We start from the raw sequence: 19,241 nt of genomic DNA on the forward strand, positions 1-19,241 counted from the left end.
TTAAACTTTCTCGTCATTGGTGAATAAATTCACCCGCTAAGTGGAATCGTTGGACAAGAACAGGTCATATTTGATGTAAGACTTGTGTAGGTATTTAAAACAAGTGTTTTTTCTCAAAATTATAAAGTTTAAATAGTTGTAATCTAAGCCAATAACGGGTAGACTATTAACTAATAACTTCTTTTTACTTACTGCTCTAATAACTGATATACTATTAACAGGAAACTTTCTAAAGACTAACTACTATGAAAAAATGGTTTATTGTTCTGCTTGTCATAGGTTTGAGCCAAAAGCTATTAGCTCAGGAGACGCTTTATTTCAATCCGATTTATGTGCCTTACGCCGATACAACCTTAGTATTTACGCCGAAGGAATATACTCGCAATACGACAAAGCGTTTTCCTATGGTGTATCTTCTACATGAGCAAGGAGGGAACTTTAAACAATGGAGTAACTTTCTGAATGTTCAAAAATATGCAGATGCTTATGGTTTTGTCATTGTTTGTCCCGACGGCTTGAATGATTCGTGGTATATCAATAGCCCACGAAAAGCTACGAGTAAGTTTGAAGATTTTTTCTTTAAAGACTTACATACAACCATGATGGAAAAATACCGAATAGATACTGATCAAGTATTTATCACTGGCGTAGGTATGGGTGGCTTTGGCGCAATGTATTTATTTTTGAAAAAGCCTGATGTTTTCCGCTCAGTGGGTAGTTGTGCCGGTATTTTGGATATGCAAAACGAAGTAGATAACGCTCGTTTGAGAACACTATTAGGCAATACGGATTTTGAAACATTACGTAACCTATCGATTATGAGTAATATAGGTAAGTTTGTAAGTACTCAAAAAGAAATCATTTTTGACTGTGGTATCGATGACCCTCAATATGAAAATACCAATTTTTTCAAAAAACGTTGCGATGAATTACGTATCCGAGCAACTTATGTATCTCAACCTGGCAAACACGATAGAAGCTATTTTCAAAAGGCCATCCGCTGGCATTTTGATTTCTTCAAAAGACTCGCAAAAGACAACTAATTGAGTGATGAGTTAGTAAGGATTTCGGATTTGTGATTTCAGATTTCGGAAACATTGCGAAATATCCCACAAGGAAGTAGATTACAATTCCGCAATCCAACATCCGATATCCCAAATCCTCCCTAACTCAAAACTCTTCACTCTTAGGAGGCTTGTCCTCCGTTTACACCTAATACTTGACCGTTTACGAAGCTGGCTTCTTCCGAAGCAAGATATAGATAAGCATACGCAATATCCTTTGGATCTCCCATGCGTTTGAGTGGGATTTGGCTAATCATAGCTTTCTGAACTTCCTCGGGCATGGCTTCTGTCATTTCTGTTCTGATAAAACCTGGTGCTACAGCATTTGAGGTGATACCGTGCTTTGCCAATTCCTTTGCCCACGTTTTTACCATACCTATCAACCCTGCTTTGGCTGCTACATAGTTGGTTTGTCCAAAGTTTCCATGAACCCCTACTATCGAAGAGGTACAAATAATTCTACCATATTGTTTTTCGACCATATAAGGAGCCACGGCTTTGGTACAATTAAAAACTCCCGTAAGATTCACGTCAATCACCTGTTGCCATTCGTCGTGCGACATTTTTAACAGCGTTTTGTCGCGTGTAATACCAGCATTATTGATGAGAATATCAATTTTTCCAAAGCGCTCAAAAACCTCTTTTGTCGCAGATTCAATACCACTAACATCTGTTGTACTGACTTTCATAAACTCACAATCATAACCTTGGGCACGTAGATTTGCCGCAGTTTCTTCACCTAAGTCTAATAAGTCCCAAATAATTACGGTAGCACCTTCTCGACAGAATACCTCTGCCGCTGCTTTTCCGATACCCCTAGCGGCACCCGTTATAATAGCAACACGATTTTGTAATCTCATAGTTGAAATAGTTTTAAGTATTTGCTTCAATTCATAGCTAATAGACAAATTAATTAAATTTTCACAAAAAAAGCCCCTTGTTTTACAAAACAAGAGGCTTTGCTAAATATAAAGAGAATTGCGGATTGAGAATTTTAAAGAGGTTTGAAAGAGAAATATCTTAAAAAGTTTTTATCAAAGTATGGATTATAATTCAGAAAGCTAGGTATTTAGTTTTTGCCAAAGCTAAAGCTCACATATACTTGCGCTGAGGTGTTCTTTATCGATAGGTAGTCTGACAAATTATTATTGTTATCGATTTGGAAATCTTTGTTAACATTGGTCAAGCCCAAGACATAACGTCCTCCTAAAGCAACTTTATCGGAAACTTTGTATTCCAATCCACCAGCAAGCCCCAAATCAATATCTTTGAAAAGACCATTGTAGTTAACTGAGAAAAATCCGTTTCCAATCCCAATTTTTGTATTAGTCAAATAACTTACTTGTGGACCAGCTAATAAAGAAAGTTCTTCGGTAACAGGGAATTTTAATAAAATAGGCAAAGAAAGATAGTGCATACCAATCGAGCCTACACTACCAATCTTAAAGCCTTGTTGTGAATAAATAAGTTCGGGTTGAATTCCTATTTTGTCTGAAAGCATTAAATCTTGCAATACAATACCTGCATGAAAACCCGCTTTACCATCGATTATATCAACAGGTTCTGGTGACATGATAGCATCAGAATAAGTGAATCCTCCTTTGAAGGCAATTTTTTGAGCATTAGCAAACGATACTACACTTAATACGATAGCTAGGGAAGCAAGTAATTTTTTCATATTAGAAAAGTTAAATTTCTTGAAAGATGCGTTTAATAAATTATGTACTTATAACGGCAAAGCCTTCCGAAGGTCTCATAACAAAATGTTAATACTTGTTAAGGTTTTGTTAATACGCATTAGAGCCCAATAAAAAAGGTCTTAGCTTTTGGGGCTAAGACCTTCATAATCATTTTGATACTGTTTAGAGGCTTATTTTTTATTTTTTTCTGAAAAAAATAAAAAATATCTATTCGTATGTCGCTTACTCTTCTTTGTGTTGCTGTTTTTCATTAATCTTCATCTGGAGAAAGTAAGAAGACAAAAGTCCAATTCCACCAAATACAAAAATCATAGAGAAATACGCTACTTCGTCGTCGAAGCCTAAACTTGTTTCAAGGAAATGTCCAATTAACAAGCCCAAGCCAACACCAATTGCCAACAAACCCCAACGTAGAGAATTGGCAGGATTGATATTGATAGACTTACTTGGAGGCATCATTCCTTTGGCAATCATTGCCATTTTTTCGTCGTTGTCAAATTTTCTTAAAAATACAATCATCGTAAATAAGCCTACTGTACCAACGATTGGTATTAAGAGCGCAACCATTCCTTCTGAAACCATGTCTTTATAAATGTTTTAATTGTTAAAATCTGTTTTCGTCTCAGGCACCTCCATTGCTAGCATCTATGTCGGTGTTTGCTGATTATTTGACTATAGGATGAAGGTTTTAGAAGAAAGGTTACAGGGGATAGGAATTTTTTTTTTTGAATTTTAAAAATAGAAATAGTGAACAAGCACAAGAGGCGTTTTGAGTTTTGAGTGCGGAGTTAGGAGTTAGGGAGGATTGGAGATTTGGGATGTTGGATTGTGGAAGTACAAATTCCTTTCTTGTCTCATATTTGGCAATATTTCCGAGATCAGAAATCCCAAATCCGAAATTATTTGACACTCTCAAGAACTTTTTTGTCTAAAACTAAGGGCAACTCAAAACTCTCCCCTCTTCCCTTGTGCCTGATCCCTGTTTAAAATAAAATTTAATCTACAAATAATATTGTTTTTTCTGAGAAAATTATAAATTTGAGCTATATGAAAAAATGGTACTATATATGCATTTGGTTGGGACTTTGTTCGCTTTGTGGTTGCGAGATAAACGACTATGTAGAACCACAAGCATTGCCTGACGCAACGCATGAAGGATTACAGACTTTTGGAACTAAAATCAATGGAAGTTTGTGGGTGCCATTTCAGAAATATCGTAATAGCCCTAATTTTAAACCCGCACCTGTGATTTGGGGAAAACTACAACAACAAACCTTACGGATTGCAGTAACAAATCAACAAACGCTCGAATCCATTAGCTTGATGGTTGGCGAAATACATGGTGTTGGGACTTATCGTTTTATGAGCTATTTCCCAAAAAATGCCTTGGAATTTACACCCTATGCTAGTTTATATCAGCGCTGTGCCAATGGCGATTGCTCGCAATATGTGGTTTGTAATACTTGTGAAAACAAGGTAAATATTACGTATTGTGACACGACAAGAAAGATATTTTCAGGAACATTTGAGGTAACATTCCAAAAAAAGGATAGCCCTTCTGAGAGAGTTACCCTTTCTGATGGTCGTTTTGATATAAGAGACTAAAGTGCTTTTTTCACCTTCCTAAATCCCCAGTACCCTAATCCTCCCAATATTAGTAACATCCAGAATCTAGTAAAGAATAAAATTAGGTCTTGAAATAAATACCAGCCTTGATTTATGCTTTCGATTAAACTAACCCCAAAATTTGGTCTTTTAAAAGCTTCACTTTCAAGATTAGCAATCACTTCCCTATGTACTTGTGCAGGCTGATAGATATGTATATTGATGGTACTGTAGGCAACTTGGTCTTTCAATGCTAAAGTCTCTATCTGGCGAGTATCTGCTTGCGACTGTATATTATAAAGATTTTCTGTAGCAGGAGCCGTTTCCTTTAGGTTGGTTCCCTTCTTGATTTCCTGATTGTATTTCTTTTCAAAATTGCTAAAGCGGCTTTTCCGTACTTGACTTGCTAGTAATTCCAGACTAACATCGTTCGCTCCAATTGATTGACTTTCCATGAACAACACATAAGGTTGTAGAGCTACTAGAGCCTCATCAAAATATACAGTAGGTATGCGTAAGGTAATTTGATTGGAAAGCTCAAAGGTTTCATTTTTCATCAAGGAGTCTTGGCTGATTGCTACATCTTGACTACTAATTACATTCGAACTCATAGTTGAGTTTGTCACAAATCCTCCCCACTTCTTGGTCAGTTCTGTAATATCATTGGTCGTTTTTTGAACATCTTTTACTCTAAAATTAAGCTGGGCAGTTCTAACAAATTGACGTTTGGCAGGCAAGGAGAGGTCTCCTTCCATAGTACTCGAAGCAGAGTCTAATGTAGCCGTTCCATACGATTCTGCTCCCGATTCTGATTTGTGCTCGTCACATGAAACTAAGCCTATAGCAAGGCTTATGGCGCTAATAATGATGTACTTTTTCATAGTTGTGGAAATGGTTGTTTGGAAAAGGTGAACTGGTAGAAATATCTTAGAAACTTGATGTATTCACTTAACGTGGAGTGAGATTCTATTATTTTGAATAATTAAAAAATAATTAAAAAAATATAAATAAATTTTTAATTATTAGGTTAATGAGTTAGCACCAAAATAAAATTTAATTGGTGTGCTTTAGGCAACAGGCAAAGAGTTGTGCTTGTCTAATGCCTACGGCTTACAGCCTAAAGCACAAAATTATTTTCAATATTCCTTGAGTTCCTGATTTTATCAAAGCTGAAATAGGAGAGTATTAGAGATATACCTTAACTTGCGGAGGAAAGTGTAGAGGGGGATGTTGATTTTATTCAAAACTATTTTTACATAACAAAACAAAAATGGCACTTATTAAACCAGTAAAAGGTATTTCGCCTGTATGGGGCGAAAATTGTTGGATTGCAGAAAATGCAACGGTTGTAGGAGATGTAAAAATGGGCGACAACTGTACGATTTGGTTCAACGCTGTGGTGCGAGGCGATGTCAATGCGATTGAAATTGGTCATAACACCAATATTCAAGATGGGGCAGTAATACATTGTACCTACCAAAAGACTAAAACGATTATTGGCAATTACGTTTCGATAGCACACAATGCTGTGGTTCATGGTTGTGTAATTGAAGACCAAGTGTTGATTGGCATGGGAGCGATTGTCATGGATGGTGCCGTAATAGAATCGGGTTCAATTATTGCTGCGGGTGCAATCGTTACACAAAATACTCGCGTACCAGCAGGCTCAATTTATGCGGGTAATCCTGCCAAATTGTTAAAAGAAGTGTCACCATCAGCAGCGGAGGTATTTATGCGTACAGCCAATAATTATTTGATGTATGCCGAGTGGTTTAAAGAGTAAAAGAAGTTTACTTATCCTGATATGATGAAGATAGGTAGATTGAAAACAGATATTAATCCTTGATTCCTAATAACCAAGAACAATTATAAAATGGCAACTATTTTCACAAAGATTATTAATGGCGAGATTCCTTGCCACAAAATTGCAGAGGACGAAAACTATCTAGCATTTTTGGACATTATGCCTTTGGCAGAAGGACATACTCTCGTAATTCCGAAAAGAGAGATTGATTATATATTCGATATTGAAGACGAACTACTATCAGGCTTGATGCTATTTGCTAAAAAAATTGCACCAGCTTTATCTCAAGCGTGTCCAAGTAGACGTATTGGCGTGTCGGTAATTGGTTTGGAAGTGCCTCATGCTCACGTGCATTTGATTCCTTTGAATACGATGAATGATATTAACTTCACTCGTGAAAAGCTCAAGCCCACACAAGAAGAATTAACAGCTACGGCAGAAAGAATAAAATCATTTTTGAAATAGCTTTTGTCTTTGTTGAAGAAAACTTAAGTGCATAAAAAAGCGGTCGGAAAACATTTTCCGACCGCTTTTTTATGCTACCGTGCGAGATATGATTTGGCTTAAGACGTAAAGTATTACGTCTCTACATCAAGAATATAAATCTTTTAAAAATCACTCAACCACTCAATCTCAAATCACTCAATTTAAGAACCTACTTCAAGAATGTTCTCAAAGTCATAATCTCGTTGGCAGGGATAGCTTTTTCGTATAAAATATTGTAAACGGCATCGATAATTGGCATCGATACATCGTATTGTTTGTTGACTTGGTGAATACTTTTTACCGCATAATAACCTTCCGCTACCATGTTCATTTCGATTTGTGCTGATTTGACAGAATAGCCACGTCCAATCATGTTACCGAAAGTACGGTTACGAGAAAATTGCGAGTAGGCAGTTACTAGCAAGTCACCCAAATATCCAGAGCTATGAAGGTCACGATAAGGGTCAGGGTAAACTATGTCTAGAAAACGTTTGATTTCCTGCATCGCATTGGATACCATTACCGCTTGGAAGTTGTCTCCGTAACCTAGTCCGTGGGTAATACCACAAGCCATGGCAATAATATTTTTGATCACGGCACAGTACTCTACACCATACAAATCGCCAATAGGATTGGCCTGAATGTAGCGACAACTCATAAGGTTGGCATAATCCTGAGCCACTTGAAGGTTAGGAGATGCAATTGTCAAATAAGATTGTTTTTCGAGGGCTACCTCTTCGGCGTGACAAGGACCTGCAATCGCAGCAAGCATATTTTGAGGAACCCCAAATACCTTTTCCATCCAGTCTGTAACCAGCATATTTTCCTCAGGAATCATTCCTTTGATGGCAGAAACAATCTTTTTACCAGCAAAATGATTACGGTTAAGGTTTTTGAGTGCATCAGGAATAAATGCCGCAGGTACAGCCAAAATCACGTATTCTACGCCATTGAGGGCGTCGTGCATCTTATGATAAGCACGCACCTTACGAGGATTCAAAGGCGCATCGGTTAGGTAACTAGGATTATGATTGTATTTTTTGATAAAATCCACATCCGATTTGCGACGCAACCACCACTTGATTTTAACGTTGTTTTCCGACAAAATCTTAATAATTGCTGTAGCCCAACTGCCACCACCCAATACTGCGATTTGAGTAGGCAAATTTTTCTTAAAAGCTGGAATTTCTGTCATGGGAGTAAAGTTACATACTTCTGTGAATTTTGGAGTTATGTGATTCCGAGGTTTTTTTGCTAATTTGTTATGCGTATTGGCAAATGTACTTGCCACACAACATTTATCTCAACAATAAACGCTTCATCTTACATGAAAAAAATCTATTTCTTCATTTTTGCTTACCTCTGTTGTTCGATGACTTTTGCCCAAAAACTAAGCATCGAAAGTATCATGCAAGACCCCAAGAATAGTATCGGAAGTTTGCCTTCCAATATTTTCTGGTCGGAAGATAGCAAAACTATTTATTTTAACTGGAATCCTGATAAAAATAAGGCAGACTCTCTGTACGGATTATTAGTTTCTGACAAAAAAATCTTCAAAGTATCACCTAGCGTGCGCCGTGGATTGCCTTCTGCTTTTGGCGTGTATAGCAAAGACCGTTCAAAGAAAGTATTTACTCGTAACGGAGATATTTTTTTGATGGATACTCAAACACAAGCAATACGCCAAATTACGAATACTTTGGAATATGAATCTGATGCGGAGTTTTCGGGAAAAGAAGATAAAATCATTTTTACAAAAGCCAATAACCTATTTAGCTTCAATTTGTCTAATGGTGAAATCGTCCAGCTAAGTAATTTTATTGCAGGTGCAAAAAGACCAGACGCTAAGCAGAGCGAACAAGATAAATGGTTGAAGCAAGACCAGTTATCGATGTTTGAAATTTTGAAAGAACGTGCTGATAAAAAGAAAGAAGGTGAAAAAATTAGTAAAGCCGATTTGCCAAAGCGTCCAAAGGAATTTTATTTAGACGAAAAACGTATCGATAACCTCGTGTTGAGCCCTGATGGCAACTATATTACTTTTCGATTGACCAAATCGGCTACGGGAAGTAAATCTACGATTGTACCAAATTACGTGACAGAGTCAGGCTTTACCGAAGATATTCCTGCTCGCACCAAAGTAGGAGCTCCAGCGGCTAGCTATGAGTATTTTGTGTATCAAATAGCAAAGGATACCATTCTTTCTATGCCTACCAAAGGTATTGATGGTATTTATGACCAACCCGCGTATTTGAAAGATTATGCTGTAAAAAAAGATACTGCTAAAGCCAAGAAGCCAGAGGCGAGAATGGTACTCATGAGTGGTCCTGTATGGTCTGAAGATAGTAAATACGCTGTCATGGTGGCACGTAGTACTGATAATAAAGACCGTTGGATTTTAAAGTTTGACCCTATTACCCTCAAATTCGAAACCATCGACCGTCAACATGACGAGGCATGGATTGGGGGACCCAATATCGGTTTTGGTACAGGAAGTTTAGGCTTTTTAGCAGATCAAAAAACTTTGTATTTCCAGTCAGAGGCTGATGGCTACTCACATATTTACACTGTGGATTTGTCAAATAATCAGAAAAAACAGTTGACTAAAGGAAAGTTTGAAGTACAAAGCTTACAACTTTCAAAAGACAAAAATTTCTTTTATATCACTACCAACGAGGTACATCCAGGCGAGCAGCATTTTTACAAAATGCCAGTTGCAGGTGGTGAGCGTACTCGCTTGACGAAATTGGTAGGTTCTAATCAAGTGGTATTGTCGCCAGACGAAACCAAATTAGCTTATTTGCATTCAGAGAGTACCAAACCTTGGGAGTTATACCTGCAAGACAACTCATCTACTGCGACTGCAACACAATTGACACAATCCACTAGCGAGCATTTTAAGGCATACAAATGGCGTGACCCACAAGTATTGACCATCAAAGCTAGAGATGGCGAAGACATTTATGCGCGCTATTATGAAGGAAAAGGAACAAAGGGTAAAAAGCCAGCGGTAATTTTTGTACATGGTGCGGGGTATTTACAAAATGCACACAAATGGTGGAGCCAATATTTCAGAGAATATATGTTCCATAATTTCTTGGTAGACAATGGCTATGATGTATTGGATATTGATTACCGTGGTTCAGCAGGCTATGGTCGTGATTGGCGTACAGGAATCTATCGTTTTATGGGTGGCAAAGACCTTACCGACCACGTAGATGCTGCTAAATGGTTGGTAGAAAAACATGGAGTCGATGCCAAAAAAATCGGTATTTATGGCGGTTCTTATGGAGGATTTATGACCTTGATGGCATTGTTTACTACTCCAGATACGTTCAAAGCAGGTGCCGCTTTGCGTCCTGTAACTGATTGGGCGGCTTACAACCACCCATATACGGCTAATATTTTGAACGAACCTCAAAAAGACTCTATTGCTTATCGCCGTAGCTCGCCGATTTATCATGCAGCAGGTTTAAAAAATCGCTTATTGATTTGTCATGGTATGGTCGATGTCAACGTTCATTTTCAAGATGTAGTTCGTCTTTCACAAAGACTAATTGAGTTGAAAAAAGAAAATTGGGAGTTAGCAGCTTATCCAATGGAAGATCACGGTTTTGTAGAACCAACTTCCTGGATGGACGAATACAAGCGCATTTTTAAACTATTTGAAGAAGAGTTGAAAAAGTAATATCTATAAAAGAGAATAGGCACGCAGTTGGGTAGGTATTCTCCTTGACATAATCGTAATTTAATCATGCAGGTACTTGAAAAATTAGCTTCTTTACAAAACCCTGAGAGGGCTAAATTGATGGCTCGATATTTTAAAACGGGCAAAGGTCAATATGCTGAAGGGGACACTTTCTGGGGATTGTCGAATCCGCAAGTGAGAGGAGTTGTAAAAGAGTATTACAAACAAGTGTCCATAGAGGAGGTTACGGCAATGGTCGAGCATTCGATACACGAAGTGCGTGCCTGTGGATTACTGATGTGGGTAGAACAATTCAAGAAAGGTTCAACGATACAGCGTTCTCGTATCGTTGAACTTTATCTGAGTCATTTGAACTATATCAACAATTGGGATTTGGTCGACCTTACGGCGCATTTTATTCTAGGCCCTTGGTTGCTCGACAAAGACCGTGATATTTTGTACGAATTAGCGCAACGCAATCATTTGTGGTCACAGCGAGTGGCCATTATCACCTGTTTTGCTTTCATTCGCAAAGGGCAATTTACGGATGCAATTCACCTATGCGAAGGTTTTCTGACACATCGTCATGATCTTATTCACAAAGCCACAGGGTGGATGCTTCGAGAAATAGGTAAGCGAGATGAGTTAGTGTTAAAAGAGTTTTTGGATGAACACGTTTTAGCAATGCCTCGTACCATGTTGCGGTATGCTATCGAAAAGCTACCTCCAGCCGAGCGAAAAGCCTATCTTCTTGCTAAATAATGGCGGATATGTAGTTTGGTTTATAAACATGACTCATCCCGAATTGAGTGATTGAGCGAGTGAGTGGTTGAGTGATTATTTTTAATCTACATTTTACTAGTAGAGACGCAATGCTTTGCGTCTAAAGAGGTGTCATGTTGAAAAATAGGATGCAAACATGAGTCATCCCGAATTTTTAGGATTGGGATTGTTTTCCAAGTCTTTATCAAAAAAGCGGTCGAAAAATATTTTTCGACCGCTTTTTTGATGCTACTATGCTAGATTTCACTCAGCTTAAGACGCAATCATTGCGTCTCTACTGATGGAATACAAATTTTAAAAATAATCACTCATGCACTCAATCACCAATCACTAAATATATTTTTTCCCTGTAACTCCAACTGCTAGAAATTAAATTGTGCTTGCAATCTCAATAGATTACCGATTTGATGATTGTCAGGAAGATTAGCATCTTCGTAAGTTCTATTTGAAATGGTATAAGTAGCTGTAAATTCAAAATAGTTTTTCAGTTGCCATTCAGCACCTATTTCCAAATCTTTTACCAAGTAGCTACGAGCATCGATTTCATGTTTTTTACCGCCATTATAGTACTGATACTTGATAAATGGCGTAACAAAATTATCATTGACCTTTTGTCTCCACATTACCTGCGCATAGCCTCCATGTAGATTTCTTACTTCGGTCGTCATTGTTTCTGGATTAAATTCTGGTCCTTGTCCCACATTATATTCAGCTTGAAAACCCAAAGGTTGTGGGTACACTACCACCGTTGCGCCAACACGGCGATCTATAAAGTCTGAGACCGTAGCCTTATTTTTCGTGTTTTTTTCAATCACATATTTCCCAGTATATGCCTGCAAACTTGTTTCTATAATTTGTCCGTTTTTCAACTGAAAAGGGTAGGTAATTCTTGAAACTACGTGTGGCTCGTTATTAGCTTCGGTTCTGTTGGAGTTTTGTCCATTATAAAAACCCAAAGCAAATACCCCATAATCGCCACTACCTTTGAGACCTGAAGAAACCAAATAAGCAAAACGCTCACGGATTTTGGCTGGTGCCCAGTAGAAAAACACGCCCAAATCTCGTTCGTTAGCAACAGGGCTATTGGTTGGATCGGCACGGTCGAGCGAAAGACGGTTTTGAGAAGATTGCATATTTTCAAAACCATAAGGTACTTTGCTTTGCCCAAAGCGCAAGCGATATTCTTTTTTGGCGTCAAGCGCCAAATCAAAATACGCATCACGGATTTGTAAAGCATGTTGGAAACTGCCGCTTACATTTGAAGCAAAATCGGGCTGGACATAGATATACAATCTTTCAGATACATCACCCGAAATAATCACACGTCCACGACGGATAAAGAAACCTCCATTTTTGCCCCAAGACCTATCACATTGCTCGCATTTGAGTTTTTCGTTGGTTTCTAATAAACGATTGTAACGTACTTGTGCATAACCTCTAATCGAGATTTTTTCATACCATTTCTTTGGTGCTACTGTTTTCTCTGAACTTTGAGCTAGTGAGATAGTAACATTGCATAAAATAATAAGGTAAACAAGGGCTTTTGACGTTTTCATAAAACTTGAAAATCCTACCGTAAAGACATAGCAATGCCATAGAATTGAGCTCCAGTTTTTTAATAAAACAAATGCTAATTCACCAGAATTGCTGATTTTGTCTATAATTACTTACTGTAAAACAATGAGCAATCATACACGAAAATAGATTTCGATACGGGAAGAGAATAAAATTAATTGTATGTGATTTGTGGTAAAGGAGCTATAGGTTTAGGCAACAGGCTGATAACCAAATAGCGTTATCTCTATTGCCTTACCTATAGCTTATAAAATTCAATTGCTTACTTTTTACTAAATAATTGCTCAAAATTGCTAATTGCTAAATTGAGTTGAAGAATATTATTAATCTCAACATTGTCTTTATTAGCGTTGTTGAAACGGAATACTGTTTGTTGCATATAGCCTGCTTCAAGTGCTAAAAACTTGTTGAATTTATAGCCAATACCTATTAATACACGGTTTTGATCCAATAAGTTGATGTTCGAAACCTTTTCACCTGTATTCACAAACACTTCGTCATAAGCTTGTGCATAAAGCGTTTTATCATCCATTTTAGCATGGTTGATAGGAAGTGTCATCTTTACTTGGTAGCGGAAACGATTCTTGAAAGTAGCATTTGTAAAGTCTCCACCGTATAAAAAGCTCTTGTCGTCGATACTTTGATTTTGTCCTAACCAACGAAACTCATAACGAAAACGGTTGTCGATACGTAAACGACCGATATTTTGAGTCAAGATAACCTGTGGTGATATACGATATTCTGAAAAGAAAGCGGAAGGAGAGCCATTGCTGAAACGATTGGAACCAATCCAGCCAAATGGCATTAATGAAAATCTTACGTTTGGATTAAGTTGAAAATGCACCCATGGACGAAAAACGTGCTGATTAAGATTATGATAAGGGTTTCCAGTAGTAGTACTTTCGTTGTAATCCCCTTGCATATCTTGGCGACGTTGTTGGTTTTCCAACTGCCAAGTGAATTTTCCTGCAATTTTTCCCGAAATATTTAAGTCTGTCCAACCATTAGAAATATGATAATAACTTCTTGGACTTTGGGAAAAAGACAAAGCAGTAGCTAATAACGACAAAACTGCCGTCATGATAAACTTTTTCATAAATTTGGATTTTCTATATTGGTAGTATATGTTGAAATTCAATCTTGTACTAAAAGAGTCTCATGGTTTTCAACGACCATGAGACTCTTTTAAAAATGATGGATTAACCAATAATCCAACGGAAGAAAACAAACAATGTAGCTGATAAAAGAATCGTAACAGGCAATGTCAATACCCAAGCCATTACGATGTTTTTCACTGTACCACCTTGTAAGTTTTTGATACCTTTTGAAGCTACCATCGAACCAGCGATACCCGATGAAAGTACGTGAGTAGTAGATACTGGCCATTTGTAAGCTGTTGCCAAACCGATTGTGATAGAAGCAACCAACTCAGCCGAAGCACCTTGAGCGTAAGAAAGGTGTTGCTTACCGATTTTTTCACCGATAGTTACTACAATTCTTTTCCAACCAATCATTGTACCTAAGCCTAATGACAAGGCAATCATCCACATTACCCAAGCTGGAGCAAAGTCTGTTAGTGATGAAAGTCCTTTGTTTGAGTTTCCGAATGAGAAGAAAGGAGCTTTATCACCAGCTGTAGCTTTTTTCAATTCTTTTTTGTCGTCAGCGCTCAAACTTACAGCGTCACTTTCAGACAATTTTTTTGTATGCTTATTAATGGCTAAAACGTCTTTACGAATCTCTAATTTTTTCTCAGTAGACAAATGGTTAATTAATGATTTGTCTGTCAAAATTGTATTCAAAGCCGCAGTAGCTTTCATTACTTTCGTATAACTTTCTTTTTCAGTAGAAGAAAGTTTATTTGTATCAATTTTAGCGATGATAGTCTGAACTTTTACTACAGCACCTTGCAATTTGAATGGGTCAACATCGGTGTTGATTGCAAAATAGCTTGGTAAGAAAGCAATCAAAATCATCATTACAAGACCGATACCTTTTTGACCATCGTTACGTCCGTGGAAGAAACTTACCAATGTACAAGTCAAAAACAAAATACCACGAATCCACATTGGAGGAGGAGTATCTTTTTTCGGCTCTTTAAAGATTTCTTTGTTAGCAACTGATTTTTTCAAAATGTACATAAATACAATTGCCACAGCAAAACCAAACAATGGAGACAACAAAAGTGCCTGACCAATTTCGGTAGCTTTGTCCCAGTTTACTGTTGATAAACCAGCTTTATTTTCAGGTAAAAGAGCGTATCCAACACCGATACCAATGATTGAACCAATCAATGTGTGAGAAGAAGACGCAGGAATACCGAAGTACCATGTTCCTAAGTTCCAGATAATAGCGGCACCTAACATGGCTAGGGCCGTGGCCATGGAGTGATAGACGTTGGGGTCTATAAGTAGCTCCGTGGGTAATAATCCAATGATTGACATCGTTACACCAACACCACCAGTCAACAAACCAATAAAGTTCATAAAACCAGACCATACAACTGCTTGAGTTGGCTTCAATGAGTTTGTGTAAATAACAGTCGCAACGGCGTTAGCTGTATCGTGGAAACCATTAACGAATTCAAAAGCACAGGCTAAGAATAAGCAAAGGAAAAGAAGAATGAACAAGGACGTATCTAATCCGAACATAGTTTTTGTGAATTAATTATATGATATAAGAACGTACGCGTAAAAGTAATTAGTGAATCAGGTATTTTGTCGTTTTTCTTATATCTCAAGTATTATTAAGACTTTTCATATTGGTAATTATCGCACAAAAGTAAAAATACTTATTTACGTCAATGTTAAGGAATTGTTAAATTTGGTAACATTGGGATAATTGCTTGATATTTAAGAATTTGTTATAATTTTTCCGAGTTTGGATATTACTTTGCTGATAAATATAAACTAAATACCTGTATCACCACCACGAACCTACATGAACAAACCCATAGGATTGCTATGTCTTCTTTTGTCTGTATTACTGTTGTTTGACACCTCAGTAATGGGGCAAAATGCTTCAAAAATTACGATCAGTGGCTATATCAAAGAAGCTGGAAGCGCCGAGTTGCTCCCAGGGGTACATGTTATGCTAAAGGGTACCCGTATTGGGACTCAAAGTAATAATTATGGTTTTTACTCCTTGAGTTTTCAGGCTCAAGACAGCATTGAGGTAGTTTATAGTTTTGTAGGCTATCAGGTTTTTTCTCAAAAAGTACACGCAAAATCAAAATCAGTTACCATCAATGTTGATTTAAAACCTAGTAATCAAGATTTGGAGGAGGTAAAAGTTGTAGCCAATAGTATTGAGCAACAAAAGCTTTCGGAGCAGGTACAGATGTCGCAGATTTCTATTCCGATTCAGCAAATCAAAGAAATCCCTGCCTTTATGGGGGAGAAAGATGTGCTAAAAGTCCTTCAACTAATGCCTGGCGTGCAAAAAGGGTCAGAAGGTAATGCGGGTATCTATGTGCGTGGGGGTGGACCCGACCAAAACCTTTTGATTCTGGATGATGCTCCTGTATATAATGCTTATCACTTATTTGGATTTTTCTCGGTATTTAATGGCGATGCCCTCAAAAGTGTTGAACTAACCAAAGGTGGATTTCCTGCTCGTTTTGGTGGGCGGTTGTCGTCAGTGATTGAAATGCAAATGAAGGAAGGAAGCAAGCAAGATTATCATGTAGAAGGAGGGATTGGCTTAATTGGTGCAAGAGTAGTGGCCGAAGGTCCTATTGATAAGCAAAAACGTTCTTCATTTTTAGTTTCTGCCAGACGTACTTATCTGGATATCTTGACTCAGCCGCTTATTCCCAAAGAGCAAAAAGGAAGTCGCTATTATTTTTATGATTTCAATGCTAAATTGAATTATGATTTTGGACAAAAAAATCGACTATTTCTAAGTGGATATTTTGGACAAGACCGACTTTATGTGAGAGATATGCAATTGCAATCTAAATTAGAATCGTCTATTGAGTGGGGCAACCAAACAGCCACTATGCGTTGGAATCACCTCTATAGCGATAATCTATTCAGTAATCTCTCTCTGATTTATAGTAAATACGATTTTACGACATCAAGTCTACAGTCTAATCTCGATGCGATAGGTATCAATAATTTCAGTCTGTATTATTCTTCTGGTATCCGAGACCTTGGTGCTAAGTTTGATATTGACTTTTTGCCTAATCCTATTCATACTCTCAAAGCAGGGGCGCTAGTTACCATGCACCGTTTTACACCATCAGCCATTGAGTTACAAGACGATGTGGCTTCTCGCTATAAAGATGCCGTCGAAAATATCGATGCGCTTGAGTTGGGTGTTTATGTGGAAGATAACTACAAGCCTCTCCCCAATCTACGATTTAATGTAGGCTTACGCTATTCGAGTTTTAGTACTTCCGAGAAAGAATATCATAACTGGGAGCCTCGTGGGGCTATGGCATGGACATTGCCTAAAGACTGGGCCCTGAAAGCATCCTATGCCGTAATGAATCAATATATTCATTTGGTGTCAAACTCAGGTGCAAGTTTACCTACAGATTTATGGGTACCATCTACCAATTTGATAAAACCACAGCGCTCGCAACAGGTAGCCTTGGGTTTTGCCAAAGATTTCCCTGAGCGACAGTTTAGTATCACGTTAGAAGGTTTCTATAAAACCATGAATCAAATCGTGGCGTTGAAAGAAGGTAGCTCTTTTATTCTGAATGGAAGTATTCAACGCTTTACTCAAACCAAAACACAGGAATCTCCATGGGAAAGTAATATGACTGCAGGCAAAGGGCGTTCTTATGGGGCAGAGTTTTTATTACAGAAAAAAACAGGTAAGTTTTCTGGCTGGATAGGCTATACCTTATCTTGGATTTTTCATCAGTTTGATGAGTTAAACTTCGGGAAAGAATTTTATCCCAAATACGACCGTCGCCATGATTTGTCATTGGTGGGTATTTACCACTTAAAACCAAATGTTACCTTGTCGGCCACTTGGGTATATGGAACAGGCAATGTGTTTACGATTCCGATTTCTACTTATGAAGTTTATAGTCATATCCCAGGTTTGAATCAAACTGGCGTAAATCAATACTATAACAGTGCCCGTGAAATACCTGATTATCGCGAAAGAAATAATTTTCGTGCACCACCTTATCATCGCTTAGATGTGGGGGTACAATTTCATAAAAAAATGAAAAAAGGACATACCCGTACTTGGGAGTTTGGCGTGTATAATCTTTACAATCGCAAGAATGCTTATTTCTATTCTTTCAAAAGCACCTATAATACTACAACTGACCAGACAACTAAATCTTTGGCGCAGTATGCTTTGTTTGGTATTATACCTTCTGCTACATATAGTTTCAAATTTTAATCTAACAGACCATGAAATTCTTTCAATTTTGGCAAAAAATAGTTGTGGCAATAGTGGCTCTGTTATCACTTAGTTCTTGTGAAACTTTAGTCAATGATATAGCACTTCCTTTTGAAGAAAAACTGGTGTTACAAAGCTTTATTTGTCCACAAGATACGATGATTGAAATCTCTTTGACCACCAACCAACCTGTGATTGGTGTTATCAACGAAGGTGAAGACCGTTATCCTGTATTAAAGGATGCTGTGATTACACTTTCGGATGGAACAAGAACTGTGACAGCTAAATACCAACAAATTACTTATCTCGATTACATCGAAGTAGATAGTACGGGACATTATAAAGAAAACTTTTTAACGAAAGATAGATACGTTATCTCAACCAAAGATATTCCAATAGTAGGAGGTACAACGTACACCATGATAGCTAAAGCCAAAGGGAAAGAAGTAAAAGCCCAATGTACTGTACCTACCCAACGAGTACAACGAACGGCTATTAATCCATCATTGACAACAGGTTATGACCGAAATAATAAGGCTTATCCCGCTCTTATTGTACGTGTATTAGACTTTGCCAGTACTGTTAATTACTATGCTGTGGGTGCATTTTATTATGAAAATATGAGAGTATTAGATGCTCAAAATCGCTTTGTGGTAGTTCGCCGTTTTGTCAATAGTCGTCAAGAATATATGACCGACGCTGGACAAGACGGAATGACCTTGGCTACACAGCCTATGTTGCTCAATGCTACCAACGATTTGAATGTAGTTAGTCGAAATGCTGAAATTTATGTAGCAGTAACAGATTATCCTTATTATCAGTTTAATATCTCTGTCGATAAAGTACGTCGTAGCGGACGAAATCCATTTTCTGAACCCGTACTTACTTATACTAATGTGGAGAATGGCTTAGGCGTATTTGCTTCTTATCAACAAATTAGAACGGCTGTAACGGTAATTAAATAATGATATGAATAGTGAATGATTAATTGTAATGTAGTAGTGAGGCATAGAACTCAAATAGTATATTTTACCAAAAGAAATTTTAAAAAACACTACATCTTCTGTGTACAAATCCCTCATTCATCCATTCACTCAATGACTAATTCCTTACCTTTGTGGCACTAAAACTTACGAACAGAGGTTTTTTCAATAAACGCTAGTAAAAAC

At 37.6% G+C, this 19,241-nt stretch carries 16 protein-coding genes; 8 read left to right on the top strand and 8 right to left on the bottom strand.

Annotated features, from left to right (window positions below):
- The first annotated feature begins 245 nt into the window (after positions 1-245).
- The gene (locus QM481_RS14480; protein WP_283382258.1) at positions 246-1,043 is read left to right on the top strand and encodes an alpha/beta hydrolase; all 798 of its coding nucleotides are present in this window, start codon (positions 246-248) and stop codon (positions 1,041-1,043) included.
- Between the two features lie 143 nt (positions 1,044-1,186).
- Here QM481_RS14480 and fabG read toward each other — a convergent pair whose 3' ends face one another.
- From fabG to QM481_RS14495, 3 genes are all read right to left on the bottom strand, one after another.
- Positions 1,187-1,924, bottom strand: a complete 738-nt coding sequence (fabG, locus tag QM481_RS14485) for a 3-oxoacyl-ACP reductase FabG (protein ID WP_283382259.1) — start codon at positions 1,922-1,924, stop codon at positions 1,187-1,189.
- A gap of 209 nt (positions 1,925-2,133) precedes the next feature.
- On the bottom strand, positions 2,134-2,742 hold the full coding sequence (locus tag QM481_RS14490) for a porin family protein (RefSeq protein WP_166549862.1): 609 nt from the start codon (positions 2,740-2,742) through the stop codon (positions 2,134-2,136).
- A gap of 244 nt (positions 2,743-2,986) precedes the next feature.
- Entirely contained in the window at positions 2,987-3,346 is a 360-nt protein-coding gene (locus tag QM481_RS14495; RefSeq protein ID WP_283382260.1) for a DUF6249 domain-containing protein, read from the bottom strand.
- A gap of 465 nt (positions 3,347-3,811) precedes the next feature.
- On the opposite strand from QM481_RS14495, the gene QM481_RS14500 reads away from it, so the two are divergent.
- On the top strand, positions 3,812-4,369 hold the full coding sequence (locus QM481_RS14500) for a Riean_0653 family protein (RefSeq protein ID WP_283369801.1): 558 nt from the start codon (positions 3,812-3,814) through the stop codon (positions 4,367-4,369).
- Here QM481_RS14500 and QM481_RS14505 read toward each other — a convergent pair.
- Positions 4,366-5,250, bottom strand: a complete 885-nt coding sequence (locus QM481_RS14505) for a DUF4349 domain-containing protein (RefSeq protein WP_283382261.1) — start codon at positions 5,248-5,250, stop codon at positions 4,366-4,368. The two genes, QM481_RS14500 and QM481_RS14505, sit on opposite strands and share 4 nt — an antisense overlap.
- 389 nt (positions 5,251-5,639) lie before the next feature.
- Between QM481_RS14505 and QM481_RS14510 the strand changes: the two genes are divergently transcribed.
- Together QM481_RS14510 and QM481_RS14515 are read left to right on the top strand one after the other, a co-directional pair.
- Positions 5,640-6,152: a gamma carbonic anhydrase family protein gene (locus QM481_RS14510; RefSeq protein ID WP_283382262.1), complete on the top strand. Its 513-nt coding sequence runs from the start codon at positions 5,640-5,642 to the stop codon at positions 6,150-6,152.
- Between the two features lie 90 nt (positions 6,153-6,242).
- Positions 6,243-6,638, top strand: coding sequence for an HIT family protein (locus QM481_RS14515; RefSeq protein ID WP_095161214.1), 396 nt, complete (start codon positions 6,243-6,245; stop codon positions 6,636-6,638).
- A gap of 190 nt (positions 6,639-6,828) precedes the next feature.
- On the opposite strand, the gene QM481_RS14520 is transcribed toward QM481_RS14515, so the two are convergent.
- Positions 6,829-7,854, bottom strand: coding sequence for an NAD(P)H-dependent glycerol-3-phosphate dehydrogenase (locus QM481_RS14520; RefSeq protein ID WP_166549866.1), 1,026 nt, complete (start codon positions 7,852-7,854; stop codon positions 6,829-6,831).
- A 132-nt stretch (positions 7,855-7,986) separates the two neighbouring features.
- Here QM481_RS14520 and QM481_RS14525 point away from each other — a divergent pair, with 132 nt between their 5' ends.
- Together QM481_RS14525 and QM481_RS14530 are read left to right on the top strand one after the other, a co-directional pair.
- The gene (locus QM481_RS14525; protein ID WP_283382263.1) at positions 7,987-10,347 is read left to right on the top strand and encodes a S9 family peptidase; all 2,361 of its coding nucleotides are present in this window, start codon (positions 7,987-7,989) and stop codon (positions 10,345-10,347) included.
- Positions 10,348-10,413: 66 nt separating this feature from the next.
- The gene (locus QM481_RS14530) at positions 10,414-11,109 is read left to right on the top strand and encodes a DNA alkylation repair protein (protein WP_283382264.1); all 696 of its coding nucleotides are present in this window, start codon (positions 10,414-10,416) and stop codon (positions 11,107-11,109) included.
- Between the two features lie 383 nt (positions 11,110-11,492).
- Here the strand turns inward: QM481_RS14530 and QM481_RS14535 are convergent, their stop codons facing one another.
- From QM481_RS14535 to QM481_RS14545, 3 genes are all read right to left on the bottom strand, one after another.
- Positions 11,493-12,686 (bottom strand): porin, encoded by a 1,194-nt coding sequence (locus tag QM481_RS14535; RefSeq protein ID WP_283382265.1) that lies wholly within the window; start codon positions 12,684-12,686, stop codon positions 11,493-11,495.
- A gap of 281 nt (positions 12,687-12,967) precedes the next feature.
- Entirely contained in the window at positions 12,968-13,801 is an 834-nt protein-coding gene (locus QM481_RS14540; protein ID WP_283328022.1) for a DUF2490 domain-containing protein, read from the bottom strand.
- A 103-nt stretch (positions 13,802-13,904) separates the two neighbouring features.
- Positions 13,905-15,356, bottom strand: a complete 1,452-nt coding sequence (locus QM481_RS14545; RefSeq protein WP_166549871.1) for an inorganic phosphate transporter — start codon at positions 15,354-15,356, stop codon at positions 13,905-13,907.
- 289 nt (positions 15,357-15,645) lie between these two features.
- On the opposite strand from QM481_RS14545, the gene QM481_RS14550 reads away from it, so the two are divergent.
- Positions 15,646-18,072 (top strand): TonB-dependent receptor, encoded by a 2,427-nt coding sequence (locus QM481_RS14550; protein ID WP_283382266.1) that lies wholly within the window; start codon positions 15,646-15,648, stop codon positions 18,070-18,072.
- 11 nt (positions 18,073-18,083) lie between these two features.
- Entirely contained in the window at positions 18,084-19,037 is a 954-nt protein-coding gene (locus QM481_RS14555) for a DUF4249 family protein (RefSeq protein ID WP_283382267.1), read from the top strand.
- Positions 19,038-19,241: the final 204 nt, after the last annotated feature.

The sequence above is a fragment of the Flectobacillus rivi genome, from assembly GCF_030056655.1.
GTDB lineage: Bacteria > Bacteroidota > Bacteroidia > Cytophagales > Spirosomataceae > Flectobacillus > Flectobacillus rivi.